6 protein-coding genes are annotated in these 19,156 nt (G+C 42.7%); all 6 read left to right on the top strand.

The window, feature by feature from the left end:
* The first annotated feature begins 7 nt into the window (after positions 1–7).
* Positions 8–1,819: a RagB/SusD family nutrient uptake outer membrane protein gene (locus ABIN91_RS10045; protein WP_348050961.1), complete on the top strand. Its 1,812-nt coding sequence runs from the start codon at positions 8–10 to the stop codon at positions 1,817–1,819.
* Positions 1,820–1,889: 70 nt separating this feature from the next.
* Positions 1,890–2,900, top strand: a complete 1,011-nt coding sequence (locus ABIN91_RS10040; RefSeq protein ID WP_348050960.1) for a family 43 glycosylhydrolase — start codon at positions 1,890–1,892, stop codon at positions 2,898–2,900.
* 277 nt (positions 2,901–3,177) lie between these two features.
* Positions 3,178–7,284, top strand: coding sequence for a two-component regulator propeller domain-containing protein (locus tag ABIN91_RS10035; protein ID WP_348050959.1), 4,107 nt, complete (start codon positions 3,178–3,180; stop codon positions 7,282–7,284).
* 218 nt (positions 7,285–7,502) lie between these two features.
* Entirely contained in the window at positions 7,503–8,987 is a 1,485-nt protein-coding gene (locus ABIN91_RS10030; protein ID WP_348050958.1) for a glycosyl hydrolase family 28 protein, read from the top strand.
* Between the two features lie 458 nt (positions 8,988–9,445).
* On the top strand, positions 9,446–11,092 hold the full coding sequence (locus ABIN91_RS10025) for an RICIN domain-containing protein (protein ID WP_348050957.1): 1,647 nt from the start codon (positions 9,446–9,448) through the stop codon (positions 11,090–11,092).
* A 413-nt stretch (positions 11,093–11,505) separates the two neighbouring features.
* Positions 11,506–19,156 (top strand): LamG-like jellyroll fold domain-containing protein (locus ABIN91_RS10020; RefSeq protein WP_348050956.1); only part of this gene is annotated, 7,651 nt, incomplete at its 3' end.

The raw sequence follows: 19,156 nt of genomic DNA, 5'->3' as shown, positions 1-19,156 counted from the left end.
AACTGACATGAAAAATATAAATAATAAATTTTCATATTACCTTATCTCAGCGCTGTTACTAACTCAGCTGGGTTGTAATAAACTTACAGATTTAAAACCGCTGGATACCTTATCTGATGCGGCCTACTGGACAAAGGCAAGTGATTTTAAAACATTTGCCAATCAGTACTATGGCTTCTTACATAATTTTGGCAATTCATTTGCAGATAATGCCCATTACGATGGCCGGGCCGATGTGTTTGGCGGCGGTGGTGCATATGGCGCAGGTACCAATACCGTTCCGGCTACGGATGGCAACTGGACCAATAATTACAACAATATTAGAAGTTGTAACTATTTATTAGAGAAGGCCACAGTTTATTCGGATCAGGCTGGTATTGCACAATACGTTGCAGAAGCAAAATTCTTCAGGGCCTATTGCTACTTTGAATTATTACAGCTTTACGGCGGTGTACCGTTGATAACTAAAACGCTCGATTTAACTTCGCCTGAACTGTATGGCGCAAGGGCCAGCCGTGATGTGATCGCTGATCAAATTATTGCCGATCTTGAAGCAGCCATACCAAATCTGCCGGCTGCTATTCTGTCATCATCTACTGACTATGGAAGAGTGAGCCGCACTGCAGCACAGGCATTTTTAGGGCGTGTGGCTTTGTATGAAGGTACCTGGCTTAAGTTTAGAAATGGAGATGCAACACGCTATAACCTGTTGCTTGATAAATCAGCAGCAGCTTCAAATGCTGTGATCACCAGTAACCAATTCGCATTGTTCGGCACCGCGGCATCCAATGCTTTGGGTGGCAACAGTACAATTTTAGGTGATTCTGCACAAAAGTACCTGTTTATCCTGGAGAATCCGAAATCAAACCCTGCTGGTGTAACCAAAACGGCTAATCACGAATATATTTTATCTTATCGGTATGATGATGTGCTAAAAACGATCGGCACAAATATCAGTCGTCAGGGTACCCAAATTGGCCCGCAGCATAAATATATTAATGCATTTTTATGCCAAGACGGTTTACCAATTGAAAAATCATCATTATTTCAAGGCTTTCAAACCTATGGTTCAGAATTTGCAAACCGGGATAACCGTTTGAAATACACTACCAAAATTATGAACATGTATTATTGGTACGGCAACGTTAATTATCGTATTACATGGCTTAACGATGTGGCAGATAATGCTAACTCTTTGGGCAAGATCACCCAGATAGGTGGTTATGGCAATCAAAAATGGGTAACCGAGAGAAATTGCCCGGATACCAAAGAGTCTGAAGACTATCCTGTGATACGTTATGCTGAGGTTTTGCTCAATTATGCGGAAGCCATTTACGAGCGTAACGGAAGTATTACCGACGCCGACCTTAATAAGTCTATCAACCTGGTGCGCCTGCGTGTCAACAAAAATATGCCGCCGCTTACTAATACTTTTGCAACTGCTAACGGTTTGGATATCCAAACGGAGATCAGGCGCGAACGCTTTATTGAACTTTATTATGAAGGGTTCAGGTTCGATGATATCAAACGCTGGCATAGTGCCGGTACTGATTTGGTAAGCAACACCGGGGGAACAGCATACGGAAACGCGAGTGCTTTTGTAAGCCCATGGCCAATCGGTATCAAGTATACCGGAACACAAGCACAAATTGGCCCAAATGCGTTAGCCCCGGCACCTACCAATGCGCGTGATGCTAATGGTTCGCTGATACTTGACAATACAGCACGGTCGTTCTCCGAAAAAAATTATCTGTATCCTATACCGTCAAGCCAAATTACCCTTAATCCTGCCATCGTTCAAAACCCAGGCTGGCAATAAACTCTTCCCCCGGTTGCGCTCTAAACTCAACCGGGGTTTTACACATCTTAAATGAAGCCTTTTAAAAAACATGAAAATAAAGTTTAGTATCCGAGCATTGATAATATTGATGGCGTTTGGAATGATACCTTATTTAAATTTCGCACAAAATTCACCCCCTAAGGTAATCAGGCCGGGTGAATTATGGCCGGATAATAACGGGAACCACATTCAGGCGCATGGTGGGGGAATTATAAAAGTTAAGGACACCTATTTTTGGTATGGGGAAGAACGCGCAAATGGGCTGGACAGTAACAAACGCTATGTAAGCTGTTATGCTTCGAAAGATTTGACGAACTGGACCTTTAAAGGTGATGTAGTACAAATGACGGATCCTGATAACTTAGGTTCTGGATGGCTTCTTGAGCGGCCCAAGGTATACTATAACCAAAAAACGCAAAAGTATGTGTTGTACTTTCACATGGATAATAAGACCTATAAAGTGGCTAAGGTGGGTATTGCTGTTTCGGATAAACCCGACGGAAATTTTAAATACCTGAAAAGTTTCAGGCCCCTTGATCATGAGAGCCGCGATATTGGCCAGTTTATTGATGATGATGGTACAGCTTATCTGGTATTTGAAGACCGCCCTTTTGGATTCCGTATCGCAAAACTGGCCGATGATTATTTAAGTATTGAAAAAGAGATATGCCTGATACCGGCGCACATGGAAGGTGGAGCTATTATTCATTACAAAGGCTTGTATTATGCCATAGGCTCTGCATTAACCGGATGGAAGGCTAATCCTAACAAATATGCCACGGCTACTTCCTTAGCAGGGCCATGGTCGGACTTTAAAGATATCGCCCCGGCCGAAACCAATACGTATGGTTCGCAATCTACTATGATTATTAAGGTAGTGGGTGATAAATCGACAACGGCCATCTTTATGGGAGACATATGGAAACCAAAAACACAGTCCGACTCCAGGTATCTTTGGATGCCTCTTGAGATTGGTGAAGGCAACCTGCGACTGCCGGAACCCAAACCATGGGAACTTAACATTAAAAGCGGGGAATGGAAGTATGCAACCGGGCAATAATCATTATTGATTTTAGTAGACTAAGATGAAGCCATAATGGCTTCATCTTTTTTGTTAATAGGGATTATATAGCGAGACGAATAATCTGTAGCGCTTAATTTGATTTGCCACTCTAAATATTTGTTGTTAATAACAATAAAAAGACATAAATTCAAGGCTTTAAGCCTCTGGGGTTAAAACCAAACCTAAAAATAAGTGGATACTTATAGTATCCTATAAACCAATAACGAAAGTAAAATTTTGATATATAGAATATCTTTAATTTATTTCATCAGAAATGAAATATAGGGGCAACATAATATTTTTAATTTTCCTCTTATTTAATGTCGCGGGTTACGGACAGTCGGTATCGTACATTGGCATTGAAAACGGATTATCAAATAATACGGTAACCTCTATCCATAAAGACAAATTCGGTTTGATGTGGTTTGGCACATTAGATGGTTTGAACCGCTATGATGGTTATTCTTTCAAAGTATTCAGAAATAAATTCGGAGATCCATCATCTCTGCCTAATGATATTATCAATACTATCAGTTCCGACAATTCAGGTAATATATGGGTAGGCACTCAAAAGGGCATCGGCATTCTTGATACAAAGACCCTCCAATTCTCAAAAGTTACCTACAAAAATGCAACCGGGCAAAACGCAGGAATCAGTACCTGGATTAACAGTGTACAAAAAGACCTGTACGGAAATATGTATATAGGCGCCACAGAAACAGGCTTACTAAAGAGCAAAAATGCTTCGGGCGAAGCAGTACAGATACCGCTATCAAAACAGCTTCCCGGTCACGCCTTTCATTATACGGTGTCCGCCATTTTTGCGGGTGAAAATAAAAAGGTATGGGTTGGTCTGGATAATTTGGGTTTAGGCTTGTACAATCCAGAAAACGACAATCTGAGTATTGTCAGCAAGGATATATCTTCCATTACTACCATCTGTCAGGATTCCTTTGGCAGCCTGTGGTTGGGGACTAAACACGGACTGTATCATTACGATATCAAAACAGGGCTCTTCTACAAATTCGATCTAAAAGAACAATCGCTTAATGACTGTAATGTATCTGGATTGATCTTCGACAAAAAAGGTCAGTTATGGATAGCGACTAACGGCGAGGGCATGATACAGGTTGAAGGGTTGCGTGGGAAGACTTATCGCATTATGCGGAAATATAAATCAGGAGATATTTCAAGCGATGCTTTGTTTACGATAATGGAGGATGAGCAATCACGGAAATGGATAGGAACACTTAGAGGAGGCATTGATATTATAGATGAGAAGAAAAACCAGTTCAGAACTTATGCCCACAGTTCGGGTGATCCAAATAGCCTGGTCAATAATTTCACTTTTTCTTTTTGTGAAGACGGAAATCATAATGTTTGGATAGGTACTGACGGAGGCGGATTAAGTATCTGGAACCGCAGTAATGGCAATTTCACAAATTATGTTTACGCTCAGCGGAAAGATGATGTTATTAAAAGTAACCGGATACCCAGTATTGTTAAAGATGACCAGAACAACATGTGGGTGGGGACTTATGAAGGAGGCATTTCTAAATATGATGCAAAACTAAAGAAATTTGAAGTGGTTGCCTTTGAACACCCTACAGAGTACCACTCGCTATGGCGTCTTTATAAAGACCATAGGGGTGATATATGGTCAGTATGTTTAAGAGGAACCAGGGTTTCGGGCCCACAACGGTTATTTAAGTACAACACAGAAAAGGATCTTTTTATATCGGTTTCTTTTGAGGTTAAAGAAGACATACTCGCTATTACAGATGATAATGATGAAAGTTTCTGGGCTGGCGGATTTACCGGCATCATACATATAAATAAGAAAACAGGTGTCAGCAAAAATATTGACCTGCAAACGGCAGTAAGGTCACTTTATAAAGCACGGTCAGGTTTGTTGTGGATCGGAACTTACGGCAGAGGGTTGTTTTCATACAATACGGTAACAGGGCAGTTTAAAAACTATACCGAAGAAAACGGTTTATGTAATAATAAAGTGCTGAACATAGAGGAGGACCGCAAGGGTAACATTTGGGCGAGTACTTATAATGGGCTGTCCAAATTGAATCCGGCTAACGGCAAGGTTGAAAGTTTTTACGCGGTTGATGGGCTACAGTCAAACCAGTTTTACTATAATGCCTCCGCTCGTCTCAGTTCCGGAGAATTGCTTTTTGGCGGAATTAAAGGGTTTAACGCATTTAACCCCGACAGCATCAGGCAGTTTCATGATTTTCCGCCATTGATAATCTCGGGACTGCGTATAGCCAATAGCGCTGTAAATGTAGACAGTGATATTTTCCCTGGCGCCGAAAACTTTTACAATATCGATCATATCCGTTTGCCATATGATAAAGCCATTATTTCTTTGGATTATGTTGCGCTGGAATATTCTCTTCCCGAAAAAATACAGTATGCATACTTTTTAAAGGGGCGCGATAAAAACTGGAATAACGTTGGCAATCAGCGTACCATCAATTACTCCCATTTAAACGAGGGCGATTATGTGCTCAAGATCAGATCAACAAATGCATCCGGGTTTTGGAACAACAGCGAAAAAACAATTTACATCACGGTGTTACCGCCGTGGTATCGTACCTGGTGGGCATATCTTTCTTATCTCATTCTTATCTGTTCTGCAATTTACGGTTACCTTTTCTATCAAAAAAAACAGACCCGTTTAAAGCTGGAAGTTGAGTTTGTTAAAGAGTTGAACGAAAAGAAGATCGCTTTTTTCACCAATATCTCCCATGAATTGAGGACTCCGCTAACGCTGATCGTTAATCCTATTAAAGAATTACTGCACAGTAATGGGGCGAACCTGGACCTTGTGGATATTAGTTCTGTTTATAGAAATTCAAGGAGGCTCCTGAGCCTGGTTGATCAATTGCTGTTATTCCGGGCATCCGAAGATGAGATCGCAGAACTTAAGCCAGCATTTTTAAACCTTAAAGAAGTATGTTTCGAAGTGTTTCTTTGCTTTAATAACCAGGTAAAAGCCAAAAACATCCAGTATGATTTTGAGTGTTCGAATGATGTTATCAATATCTATGCTGATCGCGAAAAACTGGAAATTATCCTTTTCAATCTTTTATCAAACGCTATAAAATATACCCCTCCAATGGGAACGGTTTCTCTCTGTATCAAGGAGGATCACGCAACCGTATCTATTTCTGTTAAAGACAATGGCCAGGGTATTCCGGTAGAAACAGGGGATCGGTTATTCGATAAATTTTACAGACTTCAGAATGACGATGATGGCATTAAGGAAAGCGGTTTCGGTATTGGATTGTTCCTGGCGAAACGATATACCGAACTACATAAAGGGCAGCTTGCTTATACCAGTGAGTTAGGCAAAGGAACAATATTTACTATTGCGTTGCCGGCTTTAGATCCGGCCCTGCTTCCCGCTATGTATGATCATTATGAGCATCCTGTTACAGGATCGGTGTTGCTGAAAGAACTGATTGCCGATACTACAGAAGCCCCGGTCAACAACACAGCCTTAGCCAATAATGATGTTGGTGATATTATGGGAGGTATTGTTAACAAAAAGTACGTGATACTGCTGATAGATGATGATTTGGAGATGCGTAACTATGTTAAAAGCTTGCTGAAGGATGAATATATTGTTTATGAAGCTGCCGATACGGAAAGCGGATATGAAACAGTGCAGAAAGTTGACCCTGACATTATTGTATGCGACGTAGTTATGAAAGGCACATCCGGGGTAGAATTTTGTTCAAGAATGAAAGAATCGCCCTCGTTCAGTCATATACCTGTTATTCTTTTAACCGGAAGCTCTTCACCTGAGATCAAATTGAAAGGGATAGAGTGCGGAGCAGATGATTACATTACTAAACCTTTTGAAAGCGACCTTTTGGTAGCCCGGATCAAAAGTATGCTCAAGGGAAGGGATACGCTGAAAAACTATTTCTTTAACGAAATAACCCTGAAAAACAACAGCCAGAAAATACCGGCTGAATTTAGCGAGTTCCTATCCAAATGTATCAAAATTGTAGAGGCGCATTTGGAAGACGAAACGTTTTCTATTAAGACATTTACGGATGAGATGGGTATGAGCAGGTCCAAACTGTTCCGAAAGATCAAATCAATCTCCGGACTTTCAAGCAGTGAATTTGTCCGCTACATCAGGCTCAGAAAGGCGGCTGAATTGATGATTCAAACCGATATGCAGATCAAAGAGATCGCATTTAGAATAGGTTTTCAGGATATTAAACATTTCAGGGAGCAGTTTAATAAGCTATTCAAAATGAACCCATCCGAATTTATCAGCAAACACAGAAAAACATTCAGTTTAAATCACAATCTGGGATCGGGCATAGCAAACCAAAGGCATAAACACTAACAACCTGATCATCTTCTCAAGTTCGTTTAAAAAGTAACATTTTACTTACAAACTATCAGGCAATGATACTACCCCTTACTTGACCTGTTTACCACCTCTTATTTATTCGGATAAGAAGCAATTTAGCATCGTTAGAATGCACTCAGCTTTCTCCATTTACTAATCTGTTTATAATAACGGGCAGAATATACAGCCGAGCCAATTAACGACTATTACCCATGAGAAAAATATTCTTTTTATTGTTGTTTTCGTTTAGTACGCTTTACCTGTTCGCCAATATTAAAATTTACCCGGCCCCGGCGCAAAGTGAACTTAATAATGCATTCACAGTAAAGGTTAGGCAAAACGGTGGACAATGGCTGTCAGTAGATGTTTATCTGGCAAGGGTAGCCAACACAATTGGAGGGACAATTAAACAGGAAATGAGTTCTTTCGCTTACTTTGATTTTCGGGGAGAGGTGGAGGTTTCAATTACCTCAAATAAAATCCCGGTTAAATCAGTCAGCTTGCGCCCCTTGTCTTTTGGAATTAAACCAACAATAGCCGGAAACACGATCCTGTTTAAACTCCAATCACCTAAAAACCTTTCTTTGGAAGTAAACGGCAATATTTTTAATAATATTCATTTATTTACCAACCTGCCGGATGACTTTGTGCACAACGCTTCAGATTCAAACCTGGTTTATTTTGGCCCTGGAATTCATCGTATCGGCGCACTTCGTGTCGCTTCTGGAAAAATGGTTTATATAGCAGGAGGAGCTATTGTTCAGGGTCAACTGATTATGGATAAAGTAAACCATATTAAAATAACAGGCCGGGGCATTTTAACACAACTGCCTTTGGCGGGAGATGTTGTTTCCGGAGGAAATAAACCCGGCCGTAAATTGAACAGAATGAGAGGTGATGGTATCACGATCAATTACTCCAAAGATATCGAGGTTAACGGGATCATCCTACTTCCTCACAAGTATAGCGTCTCTATTGGGCAGTCATCAGGTGTAACCCTTAAAAATCTGCGCTCATTTAGTTCTGAGGGCAATGCTGATGGGATTGATATATTTTGCAGCAAAAATATTTTGATTGATAGTGTATTTATGCGTAATTCTGACGATTGTATTGCGATATATGGTCACCGCTGGTCGTTTTTTGGCAATACAAATAAAATCAGGGTTTCAAACTCTATACTTTGGGCGGATCTTGCCCACCCTGTTTTGATAGGAACCCACGGCGACTCGCTACACCCGGATACACTTTCTGATATTACTTTTAAAAATATTGAAGTTCTTGATCAGCACGAAAATCAGATAGATTACCAGGGTTGTTTAGCTTTAAACGCCGGTGACAGTAACCTTATTGATCGGGTTTCTTTTACAGATATCAATATAGAAAATATCCGGAAAGGGCAGTTGGTCAACCTCCGCGTTATGTTCAATCGTAAATACAATACATCTCCGGGCAACGCTATTCAGAATATTCTTTTTAAGAATATATCCTACAAGGGCACCCATGCTAATTTATCAGTAATAAGTGGCTACGATGATACCAGAAAAATTAAGAACGTTGTATTTGAAAACCTGTGCATTAATGGTAAAATGATATCGGATCACATGGCGGGTAAACCCGGGTTTTATAAGACCGGAGATATGGCGAACATGATGATAGGTGAACATACTGAAGATATTAAATTCGTAGTATCCCAATAAATTAATAGCGACAGATATTGGCTTGAATGAGGGACGAAACCAGCTACCTCCCTCTCATTTTTCAACTGCAATTCTTCCTGAAAATCACTTATGGTTAAGTAGGCGCTTAACCCTGTCGCAGAGGGGGGCTAACAGGTCAAATTTTGCTGCCCCTCATTTGGCGCTTATGAGGGCATATTATTTTGTATCGAATAATACTACCCGGCTTCTTTCTCCCCTGTAAATGACCCATTTACCCATCCTCCTCTCTCCATCTTAAAAATAGATTTGTTGAACAATTATAACCTGGCAGCCAATTCATGCCGTGCTGATCTTTCCTGAAATACCGCTCAAATACCCTAATTGTTTGACTGTTGATTAATGTTTGCTATCGGATCAATTAACCATTTTATAAACCAAATTATGTCCAAATGAAAACAAAAATTGTAATTCTAATCAACTGTCTACTTTTAATTCTCATGGCATCCTGCCAGAAACAGGCGCCCCTCTCTTCAGATAAAAAGGATGCTGCAGCTTCACTATCCGGCCAAAACCTGAATACAAAGAGTTCGTTAGCCGGAGGTAGTACAGGTGTATACATCCATCCGGGGTTATTACACACCGAGTCTGATTTTATCAGGATGCAAACCATGGTAAATGCTGGAGCACAACCCTATTTAGACGGGTGGAATAAACTAACGGCAAACTCGCATTCCTTATCCACTTATGTAATGAAAGGTCCTGTAGATACGGTTTACAGGGGCTCCGGATCGCCGGAAAACTATTCGAAGCTGTACAATGATATCGCGGCAGCATATCAAAATGCCTTGAGATGGAAGATAAACGGCGACGTTGCCTGCGGCAATAAGGCGATAGCGATTATGAACGCCTGGTCAACATCCCTTAAAGCGATATCCGGATCGGCAGATCGATGGCTGGCTGCCGGGATTTATGGTTACGAATTTGCCAACGCGGCAGAAATCATGCGGCCTTACAGTGCCTGGGCGGCATCTGATTTCACGAGATTTCAAAATATGATGCTAACTGTATTTTATCCGATGAATCATGATTTCCTGGTGAATCATAACGGGGCGTGTATTACAAATTATTGGGCCAACTGGGATTTATGCAGTATGGCTTCTATCATTTCTATCGGCATACTTTGCGATGACAGCGCTAAGTTTAACGAAGCCGTAACCTATTTTAAAACCGGAGCAGGTAACGGATCAATCGACCATGCTGTGCCTTTTCTTTATTCTGGAGGTTTGGGCCAGGGCCAGGAAAGCGGAAGGGACCAGGGACATCAATGTCTGGATATCTCGCTTTTAGGAGCTTTCTGCCAGATGGCCTATAACCAGGGGCAGGATCTTTTTGGGTATGAATCCAACAAATCATTAGCTGTATGCGAGTATACCGCCAGCTATAATTTGGGTAACACCGTACCTTTCACAACCTACAACTGGGGAACCGGGACAACCTGTAGCGCAAGCTCCCAAACGGTTATCGCCGTGGGTGGCCGGGGCGACATTCGGCCAAGTTGGGAGTTGATCTACAATCATTTTAATAAGGTTGTGGGTGGTATATCAACAACCTATAGTAGTCAGTATGCTACAAATGTAAGGCCGGAAGGCGGTGGTGGTGATTATGGACCAAACAGTGGCGGGTATGACCAATTAGGTTTCGGAACGTTGACCCACACGGTTGGTACCCAACCTATCGCAAATGGAACTTACCATCTACTTAACCGTGCCAGCGGTAAATATCTGGATAATTTGGGGGCTACAACAAATGCCGCCAATGTAGGTGAATGGGCCAGCAGCACCAGTAATAATCAAAAATGGACTTTAACTTATACTGGTGGCTATTATAAACTTACCTGTATTTCGAGCGGTAAATGTTTGGATAGCAATGCCAATACTGCCGATGGGTCCAATGTAACACAATGGGCATCAAGCGCAACACCCAACCAGCAATGGGTTATTATTCCTGTAGGTTCGTATTACAAGGTAGTTAACCGCACCAATGGCAAATGCCTTGATACCGGGGGCGGAACAGCCAACGGATCGATAATGCAGTTTTGGGGAAGTGGTACCAGCAATAACCAGCAATGGACCATTGCTCCATAATTGAATATAACAAGGCCTCGAAAGGGGCCTTGTTATTAACCGAAAAACTTGCATCAAAAATCCATCAGATAAAATCAAAAAGAGGCCTGCTATAGGTTTCTTCGCATATGCTTAGTACACAGGTAATCAGCCCCCTTTGTTTGGCACAATACCCCCCCTCTTAAAAATAATATTACCAATATGTTTGGTCCACAATTATACCCGGATACCATTCCAGTTCATCATTATCAATATCGGTAGTGCCTGTTACCAGGCCTGACAACCTGAGTGTTGAACTGATCTTTCGGGAACCGAATAAATTATAACCAATTAATCAAAAAAATGCAATTAGCCATTGGGAGCCAGGCCTTAGTAGCCAACAGGAACACCATGTTTAACCATTTCACATTATAATACTAACCAAAACCAATCATATGAAAAGAAAAATTCTACTTTATTTAAGCTTGATTTTCCTGATCTGTTCCATGCTCGTATGGAACACAGTTGCAAATGCGCAAACATTTGCCCACCCCGGAGTCCCCTTTAGCCGGGCGGATCTTGATCAGCTCAAAGCAAACATTACAAAAGAACCCTGGCTCACGGGTTATAATGCACTGAAGGGCGACTCGCATTCGCAGCTTGGCTATGGTATGCATGGGCCCTTTGCTACGGTAACCCGCGCGCCCAATTTAAACAACTCGGGATGGCGTGATGATATGAACGCTATTCATAACCTGGCATTTATGTATGTTTTTACAGGAGATAGTGCCTATGCCCGTAAAGCTACCAATATGCTGGATGCCTGGGCAGTTACCAATACGGTATGGGGCGGCGGCGAAAACATGCTTGATATAGGAGATATGGCACCTTATTTTGTGGCAGGAGCTGATATATTAAGGAGCACTTTCCCAGGATGGACGGCTGCAAATGATGCACACGTTAATAATTATTTCAGAAACGTTTTATACCCAACTTCATGGGTTCCTAACCCTTTGAGGGATTGTAATAAAGGAGCCTTGCAGTTGCAAATAGCGGTAGGTATTGCCGCCTACTTAGGCGACTCTGCCTTGTGGAATAATGCCATTACAGTATACCGGATGGACGCGGGTGGCGGGCTGAGGGCCAGCTTACCCAACGGCGAGGTTGGCGACTCAGGCAGGGATGATCACTGGTGGGTGGAAATTCAGGCACTGGGATGGAGTGCAGAGGTAGCCTGGAAACAAGGTATAGATTTGTTTGCCGAGTTTAACAATCGCCTACTGGCTATCAGCGAATTATATAGCCAATATAGCCAGGCTCCTACTACGGTAAGCTTTATTCCTTTTGGGGGATATTCAAACTATTGGGGCAATTGGGGTGTGCCTCCGGGCAATATACGTCAAAGTCCCTTTAACAATATTATAAAAGCAGCTTACTCTCTTCGCAAGGGTATTGCTAATCCATATACAGAACAAATGCGTGCACTGGCCGGCGAAGGCGCCTGGTCCTTTTTGTATTTAAAATCTTCAGATACATCACATGCAACGCCCTTAACCCCGGTTATATATCCCGCTACATTGGCAGTGCCCGTTAGCTCTTTGAGTAATACAGATATAGGTAATACCGGTATAGCAGGAAGCGCTAACTACAACAACAATATCTGGACGGTGAATGGCGCCGGGACATCTGCCTACAGTGCTACAAATTTTACCTTTAAACAAGTTCACGGTGATGTGGGCATTATTGTTAAAGTTGAAAGCAGTTCACTTAATTCGGCTAATACCGGGGTAATGATACGTAGCTCGCTTGCAAGCAACTCCAATTATATATCAGTAAGCCTGAACGGAAGCGCAGTAACTTCAGGTGCTTTCGGACAGAGTGCCCAAAGCGCATATGTTCACTATGTGCCCAGAACAACACCCTGGTGGTTAAAAATTGAGCGGGTTGGTAACAGGGTGTTTACCTACCATTCGCAAGATGGGGTAAGCTGGACGAATAATGCTTTATATCTTACAACATTACCAGCCGATGCTTATATTGGTCTTTATACGGTTTCCAATAATACCTCGGTTTTAAACACAGCTACATTCAGTAACGTAGCCATTAACAATACATCGCCGGCAGGTTCGCCCGATATAAGCAGTGCAACCGCTGCCAACGCTACAGTAGGTACAACGTTTAGCTATGCTATAACTGCAAATGGTAGCCCAACAAGTTACAGTGCAACTGGTTTACCTGCAGGTTTAAGTTTAGATGTTAACACCGGTATAATTTCGGGTACGCCCACTGCATTGGGTACAACCGTAGTTACTTTAGGCGCTACCAATGCTAATGGAACAGGAACCGCAACACTGGTAATAAATGTTGCCAATAGCGTTGCACCAGATGCGCCTGCAAACTTAACAGGGACAGTTGTTAACGCTACCAACATCAACCTTGTATGGACAGCCGCCGCTAATTCCAATAGCTATTCTGTAAAACGATCGCTTTCGCCCGGTGGGCCGTTTAGTACCATACAGTCAGGTATAATCGCTACATCGTATACAGATGCCAATCCCGTACCCGAGGTAAATAACTATTATGTAGTTACAGCTTTGGCAGGAACACAAGAGAGTGGCAATTCAAATGTTGTTTTTGCCTCTGTACCACCTGCTGCACCAGCCCAACCGGTTGTGGTTAATAAAAACAAAGAAATTGATTTAAGCTGGAACAGCGCTTTGGGCGCGGCTACCTATAATGTAAAACGCGCCACAATAAGCGGAGGCCCTTACACCACTATAGCTAATGTTTCAACTACTGCTTATGCTGATGTTAATGTAAGTAACGCAAGCCCTTATTATTATGTAGTTTCATCGGTAGGCCAAACTAAAGAGAGTACAAATTCAGTAGAAGCGTTCGGCGTCCCTGGTTCAAGCTCTTCTACCTGGAGTGCGACACCTCAAACAGATTCGCTTAAACTGGCTTCCAACTGGAACGAAAATATTTCGCCTGTAAACCCTGCCATCATTAACTTTCATTCATCAGCAGATACTACTTTGATAAACGACATTAATGGGCTTGTGGTTTCCAGGATACAGTTTAATACAGATGCCGGTGCACCTTATACAATTGCCGGAAATTCTATTCATTTAAAGAACGATCTGGTTAACACTTCATCAGTAACACATACCTTGAGTATACCGGTGGTGCTTGATACGCTTTTAAATGTTAATGCGGTTGGCAGCGGCGGACGTGTTGCTCTTACAGGGGTACTAAGCGGAAACGGCAGCCTGGTAAAAAATGGGATAGGCTTTCTTGCACTTTCGGGCGCCAACACTTATACAGGCAATACAACCTTAAACGGTAACGGACAAAGCTGGCCCCCGGTATATGGAATTGAAATGGCAGGCATAGGTACCGGAACCACTTCAGTACCTACTTCCGGTCCGTTGGGAACAGGTAAGATAATTATGAACGGAGGTGCACTAATTACAGGAACCAACGCTACTGTTTATAATGACATTGTTGCGGTAGCTGGTACAAAAAGTTACGTTTATCAAACCGGTGGTGCCATGAATCTTTATGGAAATATTACCGGCACAGGTACGATATGGCAAGATGGCAATGTTACTGCCGGTTTGCACCTTTACGGAGATAACAGCAATTTTGCAGGTACATTTGTATCGGCATTACGCAGTGGCAACTCACGCACACGTTTTGAAACGCCCCAGTCTGGAAGTGCAAAAGCGTACTGGAATCTGGATGCTAATGGCATCGACTGTATGGGAGTAACTTTTGGGACAGGTACGCTGAATTTTGGCGCGCTATCAGGAAGGGGTTATATCCGCAACGACGGCGGCGGCTCACCCTTGCTTAGTATTGGCGCATTGAATCAGAGCACAACATTCGGCGGAACTATCGCGAGCTTTTTTAACATAGAAAAAGTAGGTACAGCAAATTTGGCTTTCACCGGAAACCATACTTATGGAGGTACAACTACCATAAAAGCCGGAAAGTTTCTGTTAAATAATGACCCTGTAAGCGGCGTGTTTGGCAGCCCGGTTATTGTTAATGCCGGTTCATTTGGAGGAACGGGTAAAAGCACGGGGCCAGCAACTATCGGTACCGGTAGCGGGCCAGGTGCGATATTAGAGCCGGGTAACCTGGGAGTAGGTACGCTCATCGTGGCTGCCCTTACATTAAACTCAGACGCAACGTACAACGCAGAACTTGATTATGGAGCTGTTAAAGGCGATAAGGTTACCGTTAGTTCGGCAACGCTGGTTAACCAGCCGGCATTATCAGTAAGCGGAATAGCCGGAACATTGCCTTTGGGTACTTCTTTTACCGTTATTGATAATACCGGCAGCAGTCCGGTGTCCGGAACTTTCAATAATCTTCCGGAAATGGGCCTTGTTAACGGCGGTGCGTACAACTTCCGCATCACTTATAAAGGGGGTACGGGTAATGATGTAGTGCTGCTTGATGATCGTACTAAAGGGGTAACCATTACCAGTGTGCTAACCGATACAGTTTTAATTGGTAAGCCTTACAATTATACAATCGCGGCTATTAAATCTCCCAATGTTTTCTCGGCAAGTGGCCTTCCAGGCGGTCTAACTGTAAATACAACTACGGGTGTTATTTCGGGAGTGCCTATGCAGTCGGGTTTATTTCCGGTTGTTATTACAGCATCTAACGGCAGCACTACCGATACCGCTAAACTTGCTTTAACTGTACAAAGTAACATCGTTAGCAACTTATCGGTTATCGCTGGCGATGCTCAAACCATAGTTGCCTGGAACGCGATCGTTAAATCCAATTTCACTTACCATGTTAAGCGTTCTTTAACACCCGGTGGCCCTTATACCACCATTGCCAACACAAGCGCTTCGAGCTATATAGACGTTAATGTAAACAATGGCACAACTTATTATTATGTAGTAGCTTCGGCAGATAGTACCAGTGAAAACGCGAATTCAGCAGAGGTTAGCGCGAAACCGTTTGTAAGCCAATACAGCTATTGGCCCTTTGACGAAGGTAGCGGTACTACAACTACTGACATTTGGAATAGCCGTAAAGGAACATTAAACACCGCAGCTACCTGGGTAGCAGGTAACTTTAATACCGGTGTTCACTTTGATGGCACAGCCAATAGTTATACCACGCTTTCTGCATCTGTAGTAAGTACGTTAACCGATTTTACCATTTCTGCCTGGGTCAAACAGGATGTAGCTTCTACCTGGGGGCGCGTTTTTGACTTTGGCACAGGAACTACAAACTATATGTTTATGAGCCCCAAAGGTACAACAGGGTTTCCACGTTTTGCCATTACAACAGGCAGCGGAGAGCAGGGAATAAACGGTACTGCTGCTATACCAACCGGAGTATGGACACATATGGCCGTAACTCAATCAGGATCAGTAGCTATTCTGTATATTAATGGTATAGAGGTAGGACGTAATAGCACAATGACACTGACCCCTTCCAGCATGGGTAACACCACCCAAAACTATATCGGCAAATCACAATGGGCTGCCGACCCTATATTGAATGGAACTGTGGATGATTTCAGGATATATAGCAAAGCATTAACAGCCGCCGAAATCAATGTGCTGAAAAATGTGGCTGCGCAAACCGTTACATTTAATGCCATAGCTCAACAAACCGTTGGCAACGCGGACGTTGATCCTGCTGCTACAGCTAGTTCGGGGTTACCGGTAAACTATACCAGTAGTGATACCACTATCGCCAAGATAGTTAATGGGAAAATACATACAAAGGGAGCCGGATCGGTTACCATAACCGCGGTACAGGCCGGTAATGCCTTTTATTCAGGAACAGCTAAAAACCAAATTTTAACTGTAGTAGGGCCTCCGCCAATACCTGTTCTTACTGCCACAGTTGCAGATGGCCTGGTTCCATTAAGCTGGAGCTCCAGTACCGGAGCTACCAGTTATAACCTTAAGCGTTCAACAGTAAGCGGCGGGCCATACACTACGCTTAAATCGGTAACAACAGCCAGCTATACCGATAGCACTACAGTGAACGGAACAGCCTATTTTTATGTTGTTTCTTCAATTAATAACCTGGGCGAGAGCGCAAACTCAGCACAGGTAAAAGTGACACCGGCAATAAGTCCCAACAGTAGTTATTGGCCATTTAATGAAACCAGTGGCGCCACTGCTATTGATGTTTGGAATGGCCGTGTAGCTACACTAAACAGTGGAGCCACCTTTGTAGCAGGAAACTCTAATAATGCACTTCATCTGGATGGTACAGCCAATGGTTACGCTACATTGCCTGCCGGGGTGGTTAGCTCGCTAAGTGATTTTACCATATCTACCCGTGTGAAAATGGATGCGATCACTACCTGGATGAGGTTATTTGATTTTGGTAGCAGCACCACAAATTACATGTTCCTTTCTGTGCAAACAGCGCTTGCTTCAGGAAAGTCCACGGTTCGTTATGCGATCAAAAACGGCGGGACAGAGTTAAACGTAAGTTTCGCTTATGCCTTCCCGCTAAATACATGGGTACACCTGGCTGTTACACAATTGGGTAATACCGCTAGCTTGTACATCAACGGATCTTTGGTGGCAACTAACACATCTCTTACTATAAAGCCTTCAAATCTTGGTAACACAACTTTAAATTATCTGGGAAAATCACAATTTAGTGCTGATCCTATGTTGAAGGGTTCGATAGACGATTTTAGAATTATCAACAGAGCTTTATCAGCGGCGGAAATTGCCAAATTGCAGAATGCGGCCAATCAAACTATTACCTTTAATGCCATTCCTCAAAAACATGTTGGTGATGCTAACTTTGATCCATTGGCAGCCGCATCCTCTGGCCTTAGTGTAAGTTATATCAGTTCTGACACAACAATTGCAGCGATCACTGGTGGAAAAGTTCGTATTAAAGCTGTTGGAACAGTAATTATTACTGCATCACAAACTGGCAGCACCAGTTATAATGCCGCGCTCCCGGTGTCTCAAACATTAACAATAGTAAAAGGAGATCAGACTATAGCTTTTGCAAATCCTGGTACCAAACATGTTGGCGACACTGATTTTGATCTCTCGGCAACAGCATCTTCAGGCTTAAGCGTGAGTTATATCAATTCAGATACGACCGTAGCATCTATTGTTAATGGAAAGGTTCATATTAAAGCAGCGGGTACATCCACAATTACCGCTTCACAGGCAGGAAACGGTAACTATAATGCTGCGACATCTGTCTCCCAGTTATTAACCGTTATAAAAAACAGCCAAACCATCACGTTCAATCCAATAGCTCAACAACATGTTGGTGATCCGGATTTTGATCCGATGGCAACCGCGTCTTCCGGTTTAACCGTGAGTTATAGCAGCTCGGATACTACTATAGCAAGTATTGTTAATGGGAAAGTGCATATCAAAGCGGCTGGTACATCGGTTATTACCGCTTCGCAAACTGGCGATAATAAATATGCCAGTGCAACTCCGCTTAACCAAACACTGACTTTGATTAAGAATGATCAAAGCATCACATTCAATCCAATAGCTCCACAACATGTTGGTGATCCGGATTTTGATCCGAAGGCAACCGCGTCTTCCGGTTTAACCGTGAGTTATAGCAGCTCGGATACTACTATAGCAAGTATAGTTAATGGGAAAGTGCATATCAAAGCGGCTGGTACATCGGTTATTACCGCTTCGCAAACTGGCGATAATAAATATGCCAGCGCAACTTCGCTTAACCAAACGCTGACTGTTACAAAAACCAGCCAAAGCATCACATTCAATCCAATAGCTCCACAACATGTTGGTGATCCGGATTTTGATCCGACGGCAACGGCGTCTTCCGGTTTAACCGTGAGTTATAGCAGCTCGGATACAACCGTAGCAACAATCGTTAATGGTAAAGTACATATTGTTGCGGCCGGTACAAGCACCATTTCGGCTGCTCAAGCTGGAAATAATGTATTTAATGCCGCTACAGCTGTAAATCAGGTATTAACCGTGATCAAACTTGATCAAACCATCACCTTTAACGCTTTCCCGGCCAAAAGTGTGAATGATACTGATTTTGTAAGCGGTGCCACTGTGACTTCGGGATTACCTCTATCTTATGTTAGTTCAG

This window comes from Mucilaginibacter sp. (genome assembly GCF_039921305.1).
GTDB lineage: Bacteria > Bacteroidota > Bacteroidia > Sphingobacteriales > Sphingobacteriaceae > Mucilaginibacter.
The sequence above is the reverse complement of the archived record's forward strand: the minus strand, read 5'-3'. Positions and strand labels throughout refer to the sequence as shown.